Origin of the sequence: Flavobacterium sp. MMLR14_040 (assembly GCF_033657265.1) — a bacterium.
In the GTDB taxonomy this organism is placed as follows: Bacteria; Bacteroidota; Bacteroidia; order Flavobacteriales; family Flavobacteriaceae; genus Flavobacterium.
The window spans coordinates 1-18,147 of record NZ_JAWVWO010000005.1 but is presented as its reverse complement, the minus strand read 5'-3'; the positions used below and the strand labels follow the sequence as shown (position 1 = coordinate 18,147).

Annotated in this window: 18 protein-coding genes; 16 read left to right on the top strand and 2 right to left on the bottom strand. The window is 32.8% G+C overall.

The features are described 5' to 3' along the window. Window positions 1–4: 4 nt before the first annotated feature. The 9 genes from SD960_RS08655 to SD960_RS08615 all read left to right on the top strand — a co-directional run bounded on the left by SD960_RS08655 (window position 5) and on the right by SD960_RS08615 (window position 11,109). Window positions 5–1,873, top strand: coding sequence for a glycoside hydrolase family 13 protein (locus tag SD960_RS08655; protein WP_318802274.1), 1,869 nt, complete (start codon window positions 5–7; stop codon window positions 1,871–1,873). Between the two features lie 463 nt (window positions 1,874–2,336). Further along, entirely contained in the window at window positions 2,337–3,926 is a 1,590-nt protein-coding gene (locus SD960_RS08650; RefSeq protein ID WP_318802273.1) for an alpha-amylase family glycosyl hydrolase, read from the top strand. Window positions 3,927–4,100: 174 nt separating this feature from the next. Beyond that, complete coding sequence (locus SD960_RS08645) at window positions 4,101–4,778, top strand: glycerophosphodiester phosphodiesterase (RefSeq protein WP_318802271.1); 678 nt, start codon at window positions 4,101–4,103, stop codon at window positions 4,776–4,778. Window positions 4,779–4,889: 111 nt separating this feature from the next. Beyond that, entirely contained in the window at window positions 4,890–6,098 is a 1,209-nt protein-coding gene (locus SD960_RS08640; RefSeq protein ID WP_318802581.1) for an NAD(P)/FAD-dependent oxidoreductase, read from the top strand. Window positions 6,099–6,102: 4 nt separating this feature from the next. Continuing rightward, window positions 6,103–6,750 (top strand): HAD family hydrolase, encoded by a 648-nt coding sequence (locus SD960_RS08635; protein ID WP_318802269.1) that lies wholly within the window; start codon window positions 6,103–6,105, stop codon window positions 6,748–6,750. A 60-nt stretch (window positions 6,751–6,810) separates the two neighbouring features. After that, on the top strand, window positions 6,811–7,887 hold the full coding sequence (locus SD960_RS08630) for a hypothetical protein (RefSeq protein ID WP_318802268.1): 1,077 nt from the start codon (window positions 6,811–6,813) through the stop codon (window positions 7,885–7,887). A 51-nt stretch (window positions 7,888–7,938) separates the two neighbouring features. Further along, the gene (locus SD960_RS08625) at window positions 7,939–9,312 is read left to right on the top strand and encodes a hypothetical protein (RefSeq protein WP_318802267.1); all 1,374 of its coding nucleotides are present in this window, start codon (window positions 7,939–7,941) and stop codon (window positions 9,310–9,312) included. Between the two features lie 292 nt (window positions 9,313–9,604). Then, a complete protein-coding gene (locus SD960_RS08620) occupies window positions 9,605–10,342 on the top strand; it encodes a hypothetical protein (protein WP_318802266.1) in 738 nt (245 codons plus the stop codon). 20 nt (window positions 10,343–10,362) lie between these two features. Then, window positions 10,363–11,109, top strand: a complete 747-nt coding sequence (locus tag SD960_RS08615) for a hypothetical protein (RefSeq protein ID WP_318802265.1) — start codon at window positions 10,363–10,365, stop codon at window positions 11,107–11,109. A 3-nt stretch (window positions 11,110–11,112) separates the two neighbouring features. Here the strand turns inward: SD960_RS08615 and SD960_RS08610 are convergent, their stop codons facing one another. Further along, on the bottom strand, window positions 11,113–11,589 hold the full coding sequence (locus tag SD960_RS08610; RefSeq protein ID WP_318802264.1) for a TspO/MBR family protein: 477 nt from the start codon (window positions 11,587–11,589) through the stop codon (window positions 11,113–11,115). 142 nt (window positions 11,590–11,731) lie between these two features. Between SD960_RS08610 and SD960_RS08605 the strand changes: the two genes are divergently transcribed. The 7 genes from SD960_RS08605 to SD960_RS08575 all read left to right on the top strand — a co-directional run bounded on the left by SD960_RS08605 (window position 11,732) and on the right by SD960_RS08575 (window position 17,264). After that, a complete protein-coding gene (locus SD960_RS08605) occupies window positions 11,732–12,832 on the top strand; it encodes a diphosphomevalonate decarboxylase (protein ID WP_318802263.1) in 1,101 nt (366 codons plus the stop codon). A 30-nt stretch (window positions 12,833–12,862) separates the two neighbouring features. Beyond that, window positions 12,863–13,081 (top strand): hypothetical protein, encoded by a 219-nt coding sequence (locus tag SD960_RS08600; RefSeq protein ID WP_318802262.1) that lies wholly within the window; start codon window positions 12,863–12,865, stop codon window positions 13,079–13,081. Next, complete coding sequence (locus SD960_RS08595; protein WP_318802261.1) at window positions 13,081–13,386, top strand: type II toxin-antitoxin system RelE/ParE family toxin; 306 nt, start codon at window positions 13,081–13,083, stop codon at window positions 13,384–13,386. The genes SD960_RS08600 and SD960_RS08595 overlap by 1 nt, the downstream gene beginning before the upstream one ends. A gap of 2 nt (window positions 13,387–13,388) precedes the next feature. After that, window positions 13,389–14,327 (top strand): mevalonate kinase, encoded by a 939-nt coding sequence (locus SD960_RS08590; RefSeq protein ID WP_318802260.1) that lies wholly within the window; start codon window positions 13,389–13,391, stop codon window positions 14,325–14,327. A 73-nt stretch (window positions 14,328–14,400) separates the two neighbouring features. Further along, window positions 14,401–14,991: a DUF502 domain-containing protein gene (locus tag SD960_RS08585; protein WP_318802259.1), complete on the top strand. Its 591-nt coding sequence runs from the start codon at window positions 14,401–14,403 to the stop codon at window positions 14,989–14,991. Window positions 14,992–15,054: 63 nt separating this feature from the next. After that, window positions 15,055–16,011: a geranylgeranylglycerol-phosphate geranylgeranyltransferase gene (locus tag SD960_RS08580; protein ID WP_318802258.1), complete on the top strand. Its 957-nt coding sequence runs from the start codon at window positions 15,055–15,057 to the stop codon at window positions 16,009–16,011. A gap of 344 nt (window positions 16,012–16,355) precedes the next feature. Further along, entirely contained in the window at window positions 16,356–17,264 is a 909-nt protein-coding gene (locus SD960_RS08575; RefSeq protein WP_318802257.1) for a pseudouridine synthase, read from the top strand. 90 nt (window positions 17,265–17,354) lie between these two features. On the opposite strand, the gene SD960_RS08570 is transcribed toward SD960_RS08575, so the two are convergent. Beyond that, window positions 17,355–17,951 carry a DUF937 domain-containing protein gene (locus tag SD960_RS08570; RefSeq protein ID WP_318802256.1) on the bottom strand — a complete coding sequence of 199 codons (597 nt, stop codon included), beginning with the start codon at window positions 17,949–17,951 and terminating at the stop codon, window positions 17,355–17,357. Window positions 17,952–18,147: the final 196 nt, after the last annotated feature.

The window sequence follows — 18,147 nt, the reverse complement described above, 5'->3', positions numbered from 1 at the left end:
AACTATGAATACAAAAAAAACAATATTCAATCATTCATTTTATAAAATAATCCTATTAGTTCTATTATTTTCCGCTTCCGCGAAAGCGCAAATCCAAAAAGTAGAACCGCCATTTTGGTACGCAGGAATGAAAAATCCTGAGTTGCAAATTATGTTCTACGGAAAAAACATTGCACAATACGAAGCTTCAGTTTCAAACAATGTTGTGATTAAAAACGTAGAAAAAACAGAAAATCCAAACTATCTTTTTGTTACAATTGATACGCAAAACCTAAAAGCTTCTGAATTAGTTTTCTCTTTCAAAATCAAAAATAAAGTTGCTTTTACGCAAAAATATTCGCTTAAAGAAAGAAGAGCAAATTCGGCAGACAGAAAAAGTTACGATGCTTCGGATATGATTTACCTAATCATGCCGGATCGTTTTGCTAACGGAAATCCTAAAAATGACAGCGACGCATCTTTAACAGAAAAGGGAAATCGCCAGGAACCAGGCGGACGTCACGGAGGAGATATCGAAGGAATTATCAAAAACTTAGATTACATTTCGTCTCTTGGAGCAACAACAATCTGGAGCACGCCTTTATGCGAAGACAATGACAAACAGCATTCGTATCATACTTACGGGCAATCTGATGTTTACAAAATAGATCCTCGCTACGGAACAAATGACGATTACGCTCGTTTATCTGCCGAAATGCACAAAAAGAACATGAAACTAGTTATGGATTATGTAACCAATCACTGGGGAATTACACACTGGATGATGAAAGATATTCCGACTAAAACATGGTTCAATCAGTTCGAAAACTTTACCCAAACACACCATAGACGCGAAGTTATTACAGATATTCACGCTTCAAAAATAGATCAGGAAGTTTGTGTTGACGGCTGGTTTGTGCCTTCGATGCCAGATTTAAATTTGAGGAATCCTTTGGTAGCAAAATACCTAACTCAAAACGCAATCTGGTGGATCGAATTTGTCAATCTTGACGGATTTAGAGTAGATACTTATAATTATTCTGATGCAACGGCGATGGCAAATTGGGCAAAATCAATTACAACAGAATATCCAAATTTTAATATTGTGGGTGAAATCTGGATGCACAATCAGGCGAATTTGGCGTATTGGCAAAAAGACAGTAAAATTGGTGCGATCGAAAACTACAATTCGAATTTGCCAAGTGTAATGGACTTCACACTTCAAAGTCAGATGGTTTCTGCATTTAATGAAAGCGAAGGAACCTGGGACAACGGAATGATTAAATTCTACAACAATTTTGCAATGGATTATCTTTATCCTAATACCAATAACATTTTAGTTTTTGCCGAAAATCACGATACCGATCGTATGAATGATAAGTTTAAATACGATTTCCCAAAATACAAACTGGCTATGACTTTATTGGCTACAGTTCGCGGAATTCCACAATTGTATTATGGTTCAGAAATTGGAATGGGCGGTGATAAAAGCAAAGGTGATGCAGACATTCGTCAGGACTTTCCGGGCGGATGGGCAGGCGATAAAAACAATGCCTTAACTGCAGCAGGAAGAACTCCTGAACAGGCTAAATATTTCGATTTTACCTCTAAATTATTCAATTGGAGAAAAACAAACGAAGCAGTTCACTTCGGAAAAATGACACATTATATTCCGGAAAATAATAATTACGTTTATTTCAGATATACAGATACTAAAACGGTGATGGTGGTTTTTAATAATAATGCTACAGCCCAAACTATTAAAACCAATCGTTTTAAAGAAAACATCAAAAACTTTAAGTCAGGAAAAGATGTTTTAACCGGAAAAACATTTGATTTAGCTACTGAAATTACTTTAGAGCCAAAATCGGCTGTCGTTTTAGAATTGGAATAAAACATCAAAGTTTTTTTTCACACAACGCATATCGTAGAGACGCACAGCAGTGCGTCTTTTTTATGTTCAAAGAGACCTGACAGCTTTTTAAAACCTGTCAGGTCTAACAACGGTAAAATCTAACACACTATATTTCCGCCACGAATTCACGAATTATTGTTTATAAAATTCGTGAATTCGTGGCGGTTTTTGTTTTTGATTAAAATTGTGTAGTCCCTACGGGACATTAGAGAACTTACAAATTATATTTCTACCAATATTTAACTCCTACGGAGTATATCTCGTAGAGATTATATATTGGTAAAAACAACAGACACTACAGAAAATGTCCCGTTGGGACTACACTGATTACGGCAGATTCATTATATTATATCTGATAATAAATTCATGAATTCGTGGCGGTTTTTTACATTATATGGTTTCCTTTCTTTATCTTTAATATTCTGGCTCAAAATCAGTTTCAATGAATAAAGACAATACTTCAAAAACACCTTTCGTTTGGGAAGGAGCAAATGTTTACTTTTTACTTACCGATCGATTTTACAATGGAAATCCATCGAACGATTTAAACTTCAACCGAACCAAAACTCCGGGAAAATTACGCGGATTTGAAGGCGGCGATATCATCGGAATTATAAAAAAAATCGACGAAGGTTATTTTGATGAATTGGGAATAAATGCCATTTGGCTTACGCCGATTGTCGAACAAATTCACGATGGCGTTGACGAAGGAACCGGGCTTAGTTATGGTTTTCATGGTTATTGGGCAAGAGACTGGACGGCATTAGATCCTAACTTCGGAACAAAAGAAGATTTAGCTAATCTGGTTAAAAAAGCACACAAAAAAGGCATTAGAATTATGCTCGACGGCGTTATCAATCACACCGGACCTGTCACGGAAGAAGACCCGATGTGGCCGGAAGACTGGGTTAGAACCGGAATTGTCTGCGATTATAAATCATTCGAAAATACAACGATGTGTACTTTGGTCGATAATCTTCCGGATGTAAGGACCGAAAGTAATCAGGAAGTTGAATTGCCATCTTTTTTAATCGAAAAATGGAAAAAGGAAGGCCGTTATGACAAAGAAATAAATTCGTTAAATGAATTCTTCAAAAGAACAAATTATCCCAGAACACCTAAATATTACATCATAAAGTGGTTAACCGATTATATTCTGGAATTCGGAATTGACGGTTACAGAGCTGATACCGTAAAACATACTGAAGAAAATGTTTGGGTCGACTTTAGAAAAGAATGCGATTATGCATTTGAAACCTGGAAAAAGCATCATCCGCTTGAAGTTTTAGATCAGAATCCGTTTTATACCATTGCCGAAGTTTATGGTTATGAAATAAGCAGCGGACTGGATTATGATTTTGGAGATCGAAAAGTAAACTATTTCGAGAATGGTTTTAACTGCATGATTAATTTTGAATTTAAACTCGATGCTCAAAACGATTATGAACTTATCTTTTCGAAATATTCAGCAAAACTTCAAAATGAACTGAAAAGTTTTAGCGTTCTAAATTACGTATCATCACACGACGATCCCACTCCTTTTGATGGAAATCGAAACAGAACTTTCGAAGCCGGAACAAAACTCCTGCTTTCTCCCGGAATTTCTCAGGTTTATTATGGCGACGAAACGGGTCGTTCTTTAGAAATTGAAGGCACAGAAGGCGACGCCACTTTACGATCATTCATGAATTGGGAAGATGTTCAGAGTAATCCTGAAACGCAAAGAATACTTTGGCATTGGCAAAAACTAGGGCAATTCCGCAGAGATCATCCTGCAGTTGGAGCGGGAATACACAATATGATTTCAGATAAGCCGTATATTTTTTCACGAAGTTTTACTAAAGTTAATTATAAAGATGAAGTTGTAATTGGCCTGGATTTAGGAACTGGTCGAAAAGAACTTCCGGTTGATTCTATTTTTGAAGATGGAACCAAATTAAAAGACGCTTTTTCAGAACAAGAAACAGAAGTCCAAAATGGAAAAGCTATTATCGATTCTGAATACGGACTTGTATTATTGGAACTTGCTTAACCGAAAATTTTTCGCCACGACCCGAGCGCTAGCGAACAGGCGAAGCAATTACACAAATTATCACGAATTTAATTGGTGTAAATTTGTGAAATTCGTGGCAACTTTTTTTACCTAACCTTGCGCACTTTGCGTAAATCTTTGCGACCTTTGCGGTTAAACTTACTCACAAAAAAAATGCTAAAAATAGCACATCGCGGCGCAAAAGGATACGAACCCGAGAATACTTTAAAATCTTTTCAAAAAGCATTAGAATTAAATGCTGACGGAATTGAACTCGACGTACACTTAAGCGCTGACGGACATATAATCGTAATTCACGACGAAACCATCGACAGAACAACCAATGGAAAAGGTTTTGTAAATACTTTATCTTTGACCGAATTAAAATCGTTTTTGATTGACGACCAATACGAAATTCCGACTTTAAAGGAAGTTTTTGATTTAATAGACAAAAAATGCCTAATCAATATTGAATTGAAAGGCACCGGAACTTCAAATAAGGTTGTGTCTTTAATTGAAGAATACATTTCGGATGAAAATTGGAATTATGAGCATTTCATTATTTCAAGTTTTGACTGGAATATGTTGGAGGAAGTTCGAAATCTAAATCCCAATATTGCCATTGGTGTTTTAACAGAAGAAAATCTCGATACAGCTTTGGCTTTCGCCGAAAAAATAAAAGCGCATGCCATTCATCCGGATTATCAATTATTAAATCAGGAAAACACCAAAGAAATTCAGGAAAAAGGATTTCTGGTTTTACCGTGGACAGTAGATTCTGATGAAGACATTCAAAAAATAAAAAGCTATAAAGTAGACGGAATTATTAGTGATTTTCCAGATAGATTATAATTAAAGAATAGCCACAGATTTCACAGATTAACCCAGATTTTTTAATCTGTCAAATCTGTGGCAAATAAAAAATTAGTGCCAATTCGTGTAATTCGTGGCAAACCAAATAATATGATTCAAAATTTCGACATACTAATTGTTGGCGGAGGCGCTGCAGGATTTTTTACAGCGATTAATATTGCAGAGAAAAATCCGAAACTAAAAATTGCCATTTTAGAAAGAGGAAAAGAAGTGCTTTCTAAAGTCCGCGTTTCCGGTGGTGGAAGATGCAATATAACACACGCTTGTTTTGAACCGAATGAATTGGTCAAATTTTATCCGCGTGGCGAAAAAGAACTTCGAGGGCCTTTTCATCAATTTTGTTCCGGAGATACGATTGAATGGTTCGAAAAACGTGGCGTAGAATTAAAAATAGAAGATGACGGAAGGATGTTTCCGGTTTCAAATTCTTCTCAAACCATCATAGATTGTTTCTTAAAAGCAACCGAAAAACTAGGCATAAAAGTCTTAACGGGACAAAGCGTACAATCAATCTACAAAGCAGAAAATCATTGGAAAATTGATACGCAAAATGATAAATTTATTGCAGAAAAATTAGTCATGGCAACCGGTAGCAACCCTAAAATCTGGGAAATGCTTCAAGAAAAAGGACATGCGATTATTAGCCCTGTTCCTTCCCTATTTACTTTCAATATTAAAGATTCACGCATAAAAGAATTACCGGGCGTTGCGGCACAGGTTACCGTTAACGTAAAAGACACCAAACTCGAATCGACCGGGCCTTTATTAATCACCCATTGGGGAATGAGCGGACCTGCGATTTTAAAACTTTCAGCTTGGGGAGCGCGTATTTTATTCGATAAAAATTATCAGTTTACGATTTTCGTCAATTGGTTAAATGATGTTGAAACTGAAGATGCAGAGAAAATCCTAAAAGATTTAAAACAGGAACACGCCAAAAAAGCAGTTTCTAAAAAATCACCATTTGATTTCCCTAATCGTTTGTGGGAAAGTTTGGTTTTAGCTTCGGGAATTGAAGCGGAAACAAAATGGGCCGACTTATCTAAAATTCAATTGCAAGATTTAGCTTCTCAATTGACAAAAGCCAAGTTTCAGGTAAACGGAAAAAGTACTTTTAAAGAAGAATTCGTTACTGCCGGCGGAATAGATTTAAAAGAAATCAATTTTAAAACCATGGAAAGTAAAATTCACCAAAACCTTTATTTTGCAGGGGAAATTGTCAATATTGATGCTATTACCGGAGGTTTCAACTTTCAAAATGCCTGGACAAGCGGATTTATTTTGGCCAATAATATTTAATAGAATGAAATTTAAAGGAATTATTTTTGATTTAGACGGAACGTTAGTTAACTCATTAGAAGATATTTCGGATGCAATGAATACTGTACTTACAGGTTTAAATTATCCCACTCACACTTATGATACTTATCAATATTTCATAGGAAGCGGTTTGCGAAATTTGGTAAGCAAAGCATTGCCGGCATCAAACAATTCTGACGAACAAATTGAAATTTGTTTTGATTGTATGATCAACGAATATCGCGAAGTTTGTACTATAAAAACAAAACCATACGAAGGAATTATTGCATTATTAGACGACTTGGTCTCACGTGATATTAAATTAGCCGTTTTTTCAAACAAAGCCGATGAACTTACCAAAAAAATAGCTCTAGAAATATTTCCGGGACATTTTAATGCAGCCATTGGTTTAAGTACTGAAGAGCTTAAAAAACCAAATCCGTTTGAAGCTTTAGAAATAAGCAAAAAATGGAATTTAAAACCCGAAGAAATTCTGTTTGTTGGAGATTCTGATATTGATATGCAAACAGCAGTAAATGCAAATATGTTTCCCGTTGGAGTTTCGTGGGGTTATAGAACTGAAGAGGAATTAATTGCCAGCGGTGCGAAAGTAGTAATAAATAATCCCTCAGAATTAATTGAAATTCTATAGTTATTTTACAAAAGACTTGTCTATATTTGCGTTTTAAAACAGGATAAAACTTACATAAAAATGCGTAAAATATTACTGGGTGCTATACTTTTGTTTACAATATACAGCTGTGAAAATGACTCTAATGATTCTGAAAAAATCAAAGAAGAAAAAATAATATTACAAACAAATGTTATAGATGCTGAATATTCAAAACAAACTGATCAGTTAGTATATGTCTCATCAAATCCCGCTCAAGTAAACATTTTTGATTCTAATACAGAGTCATTAAAAAAAATTACCCTAGCTTATCCCCCTACATGTATTTCTATTTCACAAAATGGCAATACCGCTGTAGTAGGTCATGATGGTCATATCACACATGTTAATTTAAAAAACCCATCAATAATCCAAACTTATAGTATTTCTTGTTCTGCACTTGATATTGTTCTTGGAAATGATAAATGGGCATATGTTTTTCCAGAAAAAGATCAATGGACGTATATAAAAAGCGTTAATATGAATTTGGAATATAATTACGAAATGCCTATAAGTATATACAATCAAGTTTATGCGGGAACTAAAGGAAGACTGCATTCGTCAGGCAAGTATATTTATTCACAAAATCCGTCATCAAGAGGTCATATTCAACGACTTACAATTAAAAATGGAGATATTGATGATCGATACGAATCTAACTTCGAAGAAGAAAACTACTCTATTCCCGGCATATGGTTTTCAGAAGACGGCAATAGGCTTTTTACTGGAGAAAGAAGTGTTTTAAAGACCTCTGAACTTAATAATTTAGATGGTATCTATAATGGTAAAATTCCTTCTGAAAATAATTATAAAGTTAATTGGCTAGATCATTCTTCTTCAAAAGGAAAATTATATGTAATCTTTTCAAATGGCGATCAATGGAATCCAGTAAAATTGAATAATATTTATGTTTTTAACGATGCTGATCTTAGTTATGTAAATAAATTTGATTTGGAAAAATATTTCAATCAAACGAAAAAAAACAGCGTAAAAACTTATGATGCTGTGCCTTATTTTATTTTTAGCAACTCAACTGGGAATCGTTTATTTGTAGTAACAAAAGCACTTGATTCTGATTTAGTTAATGAATGGGCAATTCAAAAGATCAATATCAACTAATATTTTTAAATTAAAATCACTTAATATTCACATTTCCTTTTTAATCTAAATATGAAAAAAATTATACTAGCCTTAATCACATTGTTAACGATTACTGGTTGCTCTAGTCCTACTAATGATTCAAATGAACAAACAAAAGAGACAAATTATTCGATACCTGACACATTAAATTTTACTATTTTCAATAACAAACTTGTTCTTAATATTGAAAATCAAGGCGAAACACCTTTAAATTATACTATAACAAGTTCAAAAAACTATGTCGAGCTTTCTAAAAAAGAGGGAGCTATTACTTCCTTAAATCATGATGAAATTGGGGTTACGGCTGATAAACAAAACTTACCAAATGGCAAATCTTATTCAAAATTATATCTAAATATCAATAATAAAAAAGATTCAATAGTAGTAAGCATAACCAATTTTGTAGAGCAAAAAGTAACACTAAATTCTGATGTTGTCGATGCAGAATTTTCTAAAATTACTAATCAGCTTATATATGTCTCAGCAAGTCCTGCTGCAGTAAATATTCTATCGACAAATACTGGCTTAACTGAAAGCATACCGTTATTATATACGCCTACATGCATTTCATTATCCCCTGATGGAAAAACAGCAGTTGCCGGACATGATGGACATATTTCTTATATCAATCTAACTAACAAAACTATTACAAAAACTTATCCTGTATCTTGTTACGCAAATGATATTGTACTTGGAAACAATAAATGGGCATATGTTTTTCCTGCGAAAGGTGCATGGACTGTTATAAGATCCATAAATTTAAGCTTAACAAATGATAATGAATATGAGCATATTGGTGAAAAAATTTACGAAGGCAATAAAGCACGATTACATCCCTCAGGCAAATATATATACGGAGCAGAAAATGGTTTATCTCCAATGGATATAGAGAAATATGATATTCAAAATGGAAATGCAGAATACAGCTACGATTCCCCTTATCATGGAGATTATATTATGAACGGAAATCTATGGTTTTCTGAAGATGGAAATAGAATATTTACCAGAGGAAAAACTGTATTTAAAACCTCCGAACTTAGAAGTCAGGATATGATATATAACGGTACAATTAATACTGAAACGAACGAATACTCCCCTATTGAATGGTTAGATCATTCATCAGTAAAAAACAATCTTTATTTACTACTAGTAGCTGATAATAATTGGATTCAGAAGAAACTTCCCTACATTTATGTGTATAATGACTCAAATCTTAGTTTTAAAAACAAGATACCTTTAGAGCAATTTCTTGTATCAAAAAGTGAATCAAATAAAGTGTTTTACGATGCCGAGCCATTTTTTGTATTTAGCAATTCTGCTGGAAATAATTTATTTGTAATAGTAAAAGCAACCGGAGCAGGTCTAGCCAAAGAATGGGCAATAGAAAAAATAAGTATAGAATAAATCTATTATTGATCTGATTTAAAAATAATAACATTTATTACAAAAACAAATCACAGCGATTATCCCTTTTCTAAAAATGAAATAGAGACAATCGCTGTGTGTTTTGAATATGAAAAAATTGGTGCAAAAACAGATCTTCTACTATCTGAAAATCAGCAACAAAATCTTTTTATTATTAAAGAACTAGTCCTCGAAAACTTTGTAAGTAAACTATAATTAACAAGAATTTACAGGTTTGCTAAGTTTTCCTTAAGACGATTCTAATAATTTTACTTCAACTAAAAACTATTAGATGAAAGTAAAATTACTCACTACAATTTCTTTTTTCACTTATCAAGTTAGTATTTCTCAAACTGAAAAATTACTTCATGGAAAAGTCATTTATCAAGAACTGGTACTTAAAAATGTTGAAGTCATAAACAAAACTGCCAAAACAAGTACAAGAACAAATGAATTGGGTGAGTTTGCTATTTCGGTAAAAGAGCAGGACAGCTTGTTGTTTTATTCAAAGGATTACTTATTTACAAGATTGAAAGTAACCTTGAAAGATTTAGAAAAAAACAATCTGGTTGTTGAAATGACTCCGAAAGCCGAAGAATTGGATAATGTCGTAGTTTCTAGATCTGTTTTTAATAAAACTGAAATTAAAAATATCGCTAATAATAAGGAAGAAATAAATAAAATTATAATTCGAAAGAAATTTGATGAAGTAACTTCAAAAGTGACTGTTTATGACGGTAAGATTAAAAATGGATTAGATTTCAGTTACCCCATTTTTGATAAACCCAAGAAAAAAATTGAGCCGCGTGACGACCGTTTTAAGAAACTTGTCAACGCTTCTTGTCCTCTAGATTTTTTCATCAAAAATTTAAAACTAAAACAAGAAGAAAAAGAAATTTTCATAAACTTTTGTAATACCGATCCAAAATCTAAAATACTATTAGAACACCCGAATGTTTTGTCTCTAATGGATTTTTTAATCGCTAAAAATCAAGAGTTTTTGAAAATGAAAATGGATTCTAAAAACTAAGACGATATAAATTTATACAAATGAAAGTAAAATTACTTACTATAATTTCTTTTTTGATTTACCAACTTTCCATTTCTCAAACAGAAAAATTATTACACGGAAGAGTCTTTTCCAACAACTATCCGCTTGATAAGGTAGAAGTTATAAATAAAACAGCCAAAACAAGTACAAGAACAAATAAAATGGGAGAATTTTCGATTGCTGTTCAGGCAAAAGATAGTTTATTGTTTTTCGCTAAAGATTACTTTTTTACACGACTAAAAATAGCACAGGAAAATATTGACCAAAACAATATTACCGTCAATATGAATATAAAAGCCGAGGAATTAAATGAAGTTGTTGTAACCAATATAAAATTTGATAAAATAAGTTCTTCTCAACAAGACATTGACGATATAAAATTTGCTAAAGACAATAGATCTTTGCAAAAATATACCGGTGTTTACGACGGAACTATTGCAAATGGAATGGACTTTACCAGAATGGGAACCGGACTTATAAATTTATTTAAAAAAGATAAAGAAGAAGTCAAAAAGAAAACTGAGGAAACTGTTTTCAAAAAACTTATAGCAGCATCAATTCCTCGTGATTTTTTCACCAAAGATCTAAAATTAAAACCCGAAGAAGTTGATTTATTTATTGAGTTCTGTGACGCCGACCCAAGATCAGCAAAACTTATAGAAAATAATAATATCCTGACTACAATGGATTTTTTGTATGCTAAAAATGAAATGTTTAAGAAATTAAAAACAGAATTTAAAAACTAATTTTTACCTATTCAACCACCAAATACTAGCATTCAAAATCCCAGCAAAAGCAACCCAGGCCAAATACGGAATCAATAAATAACCGGCAGTTTTATTTATTTTGATGAATTTTAAATACGTTTCATAAATCATCAACCATAAAAGCGCAATTTCAATTAAAGCCAACATCGGGTTTTTAAGGCCGAAGAATAAATAGGACCAAATAGCATTCAAGGTCAATTGAATTAAAAAGAAAGCTAAAGCTTTTTTAACTTTTTCGTTTTGTTCTTTTATTTTATCCCAAACCAGTCCCGCAGCAACCGCCATTAAAATATAAAGCAATGTCCACATTGGCATAAAAATCCAATTTGGCGGATTAAAAATTGGTTTTATTAAGGTTGGATACCAACTTTCAACACTTGGTCTTGTAACCACACTTGCAGAATATCCTACCAATAAACAAACGATTAGAGCTATAGCGATTTTGACTGTTTTATTCATTCTAATTTATTTTTCATCAAAAATAGTTAAAAGATATTTGAAACCATATAGTTCATTTTAGTTTGAACCTTACTTACATTTTCTTATATAACTTATATGGTGAAATAGTATAAAAACTATCTTTGCCAAAATTTTATAATTAATGTTTACAGCAACTGATTTTATTCCTAAAAAATATACTTCGACAATCGAAAACGGAAACTTTGAATGGAGCGCTCCCAGCAATATTGCATTAGTAAAATATTGGGGGAAAAAAGACAATCAAATTCCGGCAAATCCTTCGGTAAGTTTCACTTTGAATAATTGTAAAACGATTACGAAATTGGGTTTTGAAAAGAGAGATACTTCGACTTCGCTCAGCATGACAAGTGCTTTTTCTTTTGATTTATTATTTGAAGGAAAACCAAAAGAAGATTTTAAACCAAAAATTCAGAAGTTTTTAGAAAGAATAGAAGTTTATCTGCCTTTTTTGAAAGACTATCATTTTACGATTGATACTCAAAACACTTTTCCTCATAGTTCCGGAATTGCTTCTTCGGCATCTGGAATGGCGGCTTTGGCAATGAATTTCATGAGTTTGGAGAAAGAATTAAATCCTGAAATGACAGAGGAATATTTTTACCAAAAAGCATCATTTTTAGCCCGTTTAGGTTCTGGAAGTGCCTGCCGAAGCGTAAAAGGAAATGTTGTGGTTTGGGGAAATCAGACGAACATTCAAGGAAGTACTGATTTGTATGGAGTTGAATTTCCGTATGCAATTCATAACAATTTCAAGAATTATCAGGATACTATTTTACTGGTAGATAAAGGCGAAAAACAAGTATCCAGTACCGTTGGGCACGACTTAATGCACAATCACCCGTATGCCGAAAGACGTTTTGCACAGGCGCATGAAAATCTGGATCAGTTAATTTCCATTTTTGAAAGTGGAAATCTAGACGAATTCATTAAAATTGTAGAAAGCGAAGCTTTGACTTTGCACGCCATGATGATGACGTCTATGCCGTATTTTATTTTGATGAAGCCAAACACTTTGCAGATCATAAATGCGATCTGGAAATTCAGGAATGAAACCAAAATTCCGGTTTGTTTTACATTGGATGCGGGCGCGAATGTTCATGTTTTATATCCCGAAAACGTTAGCGAAAAAGCACTTCAATTTATTCAGGACGAATTAGTTGTATTTTGTCAGAATGGTCAGTACATTTGCGACGAAATTGGAGAAGGTTCAATGAAGCAATAATTTTTGTATCTTTAATTAAAATTTTAGGTTATGGACATTCAATTAGAGAAACTCAGGGCACTGGATATGTTGAAGCAAACTAATGATCCGTCACTTATTATGGCTGTTGCAAGATTGCTAAGACAGGAGAAAAAAGATTGGTGGGATGATTTGACAGAAGCCCAGAAAGAAGATGTCGCTCAAAGTGAATTAGAATTTGAAAGAGGCGAATTTAAAAGCTTTGAAGATGTGATGAAAAAATATAAGTAGTGAACCTTAAAATAAATATTTCAAAAACAGCTGAAGAGAATTTAGATGCTGTTTTAAATTTTATTGAAGCAAGATGGTCTAAAAAATCGAAAGAAATATTTCTGGTGAAATTTCAAAAAGCTATTTCAATAATTAGCATGAATCCTGAAATTTTTCCAAAATCATCAATAAATAAAAAATATCGAAAATGTGTCGTAACAAAACAATCAAGTCTCTTGTATAGTTTTGGTTCAAATGAAATTAGAATCCACGCCATTTTCGACACACGACAAGACCCAAATAAAATTAAGAAAGACATAAAATAAACATGAAAGGACCATTATTTTACTCAAAAATATTACTCTTTGGAGAATACGGAATTATTCGCGACTCTAAAGGACTTTCTATTCCTTATAATTTTTACAATGGTGCTTTGAAGAAAATCGAAGATCCTTCGACAGAAGCAATCGCATCAAACGCAAGTTTAAAACGTTATGTAACTTATCTTGAAACGTTACAGACAGAACAGCCCGAATTGGTTTCTTTTGATTTGGCAACGTTGAAAAATGATGTTGAAACGGGAATGTATTTCGACTCAAGTATCCCACAAGGTTACGGAGTGGGCAGCAGCGGTGCTTTGGTTGCTGCTATTTACGACAAATATGCGACACACAAAATAACAGTTTTAGAGAATTTAACTCGTGAAAAACTGTTGCAATTAAAAAATATATTTTCTCAAATGGAGAGCTTTTTTCATGGAAAAAGTTCTGGTTTAGATCCTTTAAACAGCTATTTGAGTATTCCAATTTTAATAAATTCTAAAGATAATATTGAAGCAACCGGAATTCCCACTCAAAGTTTTGACGGAAAAGGTGCTGTATTTTTATTAGACTCCGGAATTGTTGGCGAAACAGCACCAATGGTAAACATTTTTATGGAAAACCTAAAAGACAAAGGTTTCCGTACGATGCTTAAAAACCAATTTGTAAAATATACCGATGCCTGCGTAGAAAACTTTTTGCATGGCGACATGAAATCATTGTTTACCAATACTAAAAAGCTTTCTAAAGTGGTTTTAAATAATTTCAAACCAATGATTCCCGAGCAATTTCACGGAATCTGGCAAAATGGAATTGACACAAACGATTATTACCTGAAACTTTGTGGTTCTGGCGGTGGTGGTTATATTCTGGGTTTTACAGAAGATTTAGAACGTGCTAAAGCATCTTTGAAAGATTACAAATTAGAAGTTGTTTACCAATTCTAAAAAAATAAGCCGCTTTAAAAATGACGCTTATTTGAATATCCTTTTCTAAATTACACTCTAAAAGTTATTTAATATGAAAAGCATTTTAAAAATTATTAAAGCAACTTTTTTAGGAGGAATTCTATTTTTAGCGCCATTAATTTTATTGCTTATTCTTTTAGAAAAGGGATTTGGTATTATTCAAAAAATTACAAATCCAATTGTAAATCAATTTCCAAAAGTAAAAGTTTTAGGATTGGCAATAGAAGAAATTGTCGCGATTTTAATTATTGTGATTATTTGTTTTGCTGCTGGTCTAATCGCTAAAACTACCTACGCACAAAAATTGATTCACAGATTAGAAAATGGAATTTTAAGCTTTGTTCCCGGTTATTCGTTCATGAAAAAAATGAATGAGAACATAATGGGATTTGAATCCAACGAGGATTTAAAAGTCATTTTAGTTCCTACAGATGCGGGCTTGCAATTTGCATTTTTGATTGAGCAAATAGACGAAAACAAATCTGCCGTGTTTATTCCCGATGCTCCAAATCCGTGGAGTGGTTCTGTGGTTTTTGTAGAAAAAAAAGATATCAAAGAAGTTGAAATCTCGCAAAAACAAGCTTTGGCCTGTATTAGAAAATTAGGCTACGGTTCTAAAGAATTATTAAAAAATAAACTTTGATCTCCTGTTTCCTACAGTAAAAAATCTTAAATTAGACCTCAATTCCAAAATTTAAATCAAAAAATGTTAAGCAGACAGCACAAACTTTTAGTAATGAAAATTGTTGGTCTGTTCTCTGTAGTAAGAGGTTACAACATTCCTATTATTGTTTTGGCGCAATATTTATCGGCCATTTTTATATTGGCTCCGGAAAAAAGAGCCCTTGATATTTTACTGGATTTCAACTTGTTTTTAATTGTTTTTGCTTCTGCGGTTACAATTGCTTCCGGCTATATTATAAATAATTTTTACGACAGTCAGAAAGATCTAATCAACAGGCCAAACAAATCTATGCTCGATAGATTGGTGAGCCAGAAAACAAAACTATCGGTTTATTTTAGTTTGAATTTCCTGGCTGTATTAATGGCCCTAATTGTTTCATGGCGTGCTTTTTTGTTCTTTTCAGCTTATATTTTCCTGATTTGGTTTTACTCTCATAAAATAAAAAAATACGCTATTATTGGCAATTTAACTTCGGCTTTGCTGGCTGTTGTACCTTTTTTTGCGATTTTATTGTACTTCTATAACAAGATTTTATTTGAAGAAATCGAAAATCACATGAGTCATTTTGCTGTAATTTCGGCACATGCCATGTTTTTGTTTTTGCTCTTACTGATTCGGGAAATGATCAAAGATCTGGAAAATCTGAAAGGTGATTTGGCAAACGATTATCAAACGATTCCGATATTGTATAACGAAACGGTTTCAAAACAAATTATTACGGTTTTGACTTTTATGACCGTGATTCCGGTTTATGTTTTGGTTAATATTTATGATGTGGGTTATATGGACATTTACTTTTATATCTGTTTTATTGCCATGTTGTTTTTTCTGATTTATTTATGGAAATCAAACTCTAAGGAACAATATTTACTGCTTCATAATGTTTTAAAATTCCTGATTGTTTCGGGTGTTTTTTGCATTGTTTTAATTAATCCTAGTGTTTTGTGGCATGGGAAGAATTTGATTTCCCGGTTTTAGGGTTTTAAATGGCACGCGGATGATGCGGATTTAGGCAGATTTACTCGGATTTTTTTTTGCTCTTTGTGAATCTCCGTGGAATACTTTGTGGATCTTTGTGAAATAGCTTTTTCAAAATATCTAAAAAGAAGCCTAATGTTTGAAACTAGCCCCGATTGAAACGGAAATCCTTTTATTTTTTCCTTTAAAAAATAAAAGATTGAAGTGAAAAGCGGGAAACCATGTTTAAAAAAAGCCTTTTGTGATGCTCCAGAAGCACTTAAAATGGTAGCTATTAATCTAAGAACAATGAACTTAGGATTATTTAGCAAGAATAAACTATCTTTGCACAAATTACAGAATTTATGAACAATAAGGAAGGCAATAATAAAAGAGGCGGATCGAGACCAAATAGCTCAAGATCAAACTCTAGCAAGCCAAAACCTCCTATGGCGAAACGTGCGCAAGGGCCGAAAAAAGTGAAACCTGCTGTTAAGGCTGCTGAAGAAGAAAAGGCAGAAAAAATCAAAAAACAGAATCAGGCTCCGAAAAGACAAAAAGCATCTGACGAAATTCGTTTGAACAAATACATCTCAAATTCAGGTGTTTGTTCTCGTCGTGATGCCGATATATATATTCAGTCTGGAAATGTTAAAGTAAATGGCGTTCCGGTTACTGAAATGGGTTATTTAGTAAAATTAAACGATGTTGTAAATTTTGACGGCGTTACTTTGACTCCTGAAAAGAAAGAATACATCTTGTTAAACAAACCTAAAAACTTTACAACTGCTCTTGATGAAGGTCAGGAATATCGTAACGTTCTGGAACTTGTACGTGGTTCAACTACGGCAAAAATTGCTCCGATTGGAAGAATGGACAAGAATACAACCGGTTTATTATTATTTACGAACGATACTGATATGATTCGTAAATTTACTTTACCGAGCCAGAAATCGTCTAAAATTTACCAGGTTTCTTTAGACAAAAATTTAAAATTTGAAGATTTAGAAAAAATCAGCAAAGGTTTAGTTCTTGACGGACATCGTGTGTTTGTTGAAGAGGTTAGTTATATTGATAATGAACCTAAAAGCGAAATTGGCTTAAAACTGCGTTCATCAAATGTAAAAGTGGTTCGTGCTATTTTCGAAAACTTTGACTATGATGTTTTACGTATCGATCGTGTATCATTTGCTGGCTTAACCAAAAAGAATTTACCAAGAGGTAACTGGCGTTTTTTGACCGAGCAAGAAATTATCAATTTGAAGAACGTCTAAGAAACGCTTCAAATTAAGCAATATAAATCCTGTTTTACTTTGGTAAAATGGGATTTTTTTTATTTAAGTATAGGATGTGTATACGGAAATCTAGAAAAAATTATGTCCAAAAAGTGTGAAAACAGATCTTCCCATTGCCTGGTTTTTTTCTTCAACAGTTTCGTGGCAAGAGAATCCAAGTATAATTTTTATTCCCGGCTGAATACTGTTTAAAATATCACGTTTTTGATCTTCTAACAATAATTTCAGATTTTTAATTAACTGTGAATTGTTTTTAAGATAAGAAACAACTAGTAGTGCAGAAAAATTAAGGATTTCACGTGCTGTTTCACTTTTAATTCCAACTTCATTTGAGATCATTTCAGAAATTCTTCCTTTTTTATTGCTGAAAATTTCTTTAAGTAACTCGTTTCCTTCGATTCTGTAACAATCATCTACTGATAAAATTCTTCCTGAAGTAAAGTCAACTTCACCGTAAAATGTTGAATTATCTTCTATTAGTGTGACTATGTTTTTATAAAAACCCGACTCCTCGGCTTTATTGTATAATCCCATTAGAACGGTTCCGATTGAAACATCAATTCCCTTTATTAACAGGGCATCATTTTCGAAATAAAACTTATTTAATTTAGAAACAACATTAGAAGAAATAAAACGTCTAAGTTCGATTTGTAGGTTAGGAGTCATATGTTTAGTTTTAAAATTATTTAAATCCATTCAAAATAATCGACTAAGTGGGGCTTTTCATCGTTTATCGTGATAAAAATATAAAATATTTTAACATTTCCAAAAATTAAGTTAAAAACAAGAAATGTTTTTTTAACGCTTTTTTTGTCTGAATTCTAAAAGTCTCAATGAACATAACCCCTGTCTCTTATACACA